This window comes from Ulvibacter sp. 2305UL32-6, assembly GCF_058148545.1.
On record NZ_JBYVKA010000056.1, the window covers coordinates 1 to 785 of the forward strand.

Genomic DNA, 785 nt, shown 5'->3' on the forward strand with positions numbered 1-785 from the left:
ATAGAATGAAAATAAATCTAACTAAGCGAATCGCGGATCATATAATCCAGGCTTTATTAATATTTTTCAGTGTACTATTTGCTTTTTGGTTAAATGATTATAGGAACGACAAAAACGAAATCAAACATTCTGAACTTATTATTCAGTATGTAAAAACTGAGCTCGAAAACAATCAAAAAACGTTAAAAAAATGGGCACCTTACCATATGGAAATTTCCAAAAAAGCGGAACAATATGCTATTGACAACAATGATTCAATTTCTGGATTTAATTTGTCTAGACTTATTAACTCAGAAAAGGGAATCTTTAAATCAATAATAACGAATAATGCAAAAGAACAACTTAAAAGTACTGCCTCTCTTGACCTCGATATGAGTCTAAAAATGAGCCGCATTTATGAACAGCAACAATATGTCGAAAATGCTCTTAAAGATGTTTTGAGTTTTTTGCAAGAAAGAGAACTTTACGACAGTAAATTAACTGAAACCAATTATAAAATATTCTATCAGTTAATAACCGAACTTTATTTTCAAGAAAAAGCAATGCTTATAAGCTATGAAAATGGGATCAAAGAAATAAATGAGTATTTAGATAATTAACAGTGCCTAACAAAGTATATAACCAATGGCGAAGATGGTTATTGAATTTGAATTCCTACTTTTTGTTGTAAATTTATCAAAACCGAATACATCACCAGACGGCTTCGCCGTGGCTGCTGAATCTCACGCCGCGACGCGGCTGCCAGCTTTTGCTCCGCAAAACTGTTTGAGCCACAGCTTGCCAAG

At 32.9% G+C, this 785-nt stretch carries 1 protein-coding gene; it reads left to right on the plus strand.

Annotated features, from left to right (window positions below):
- Positions 1 to 599, plus strand: a 599-nt coding sequence (locus ACY2RU_RS17685; RefSeq protein ID WP_490139810.1) for a hypothetical protein, incomplete at its 5' end; no start/stop codon positions are given.
- Positions 600 to 785: the final 186 nt, after the last annotated feature.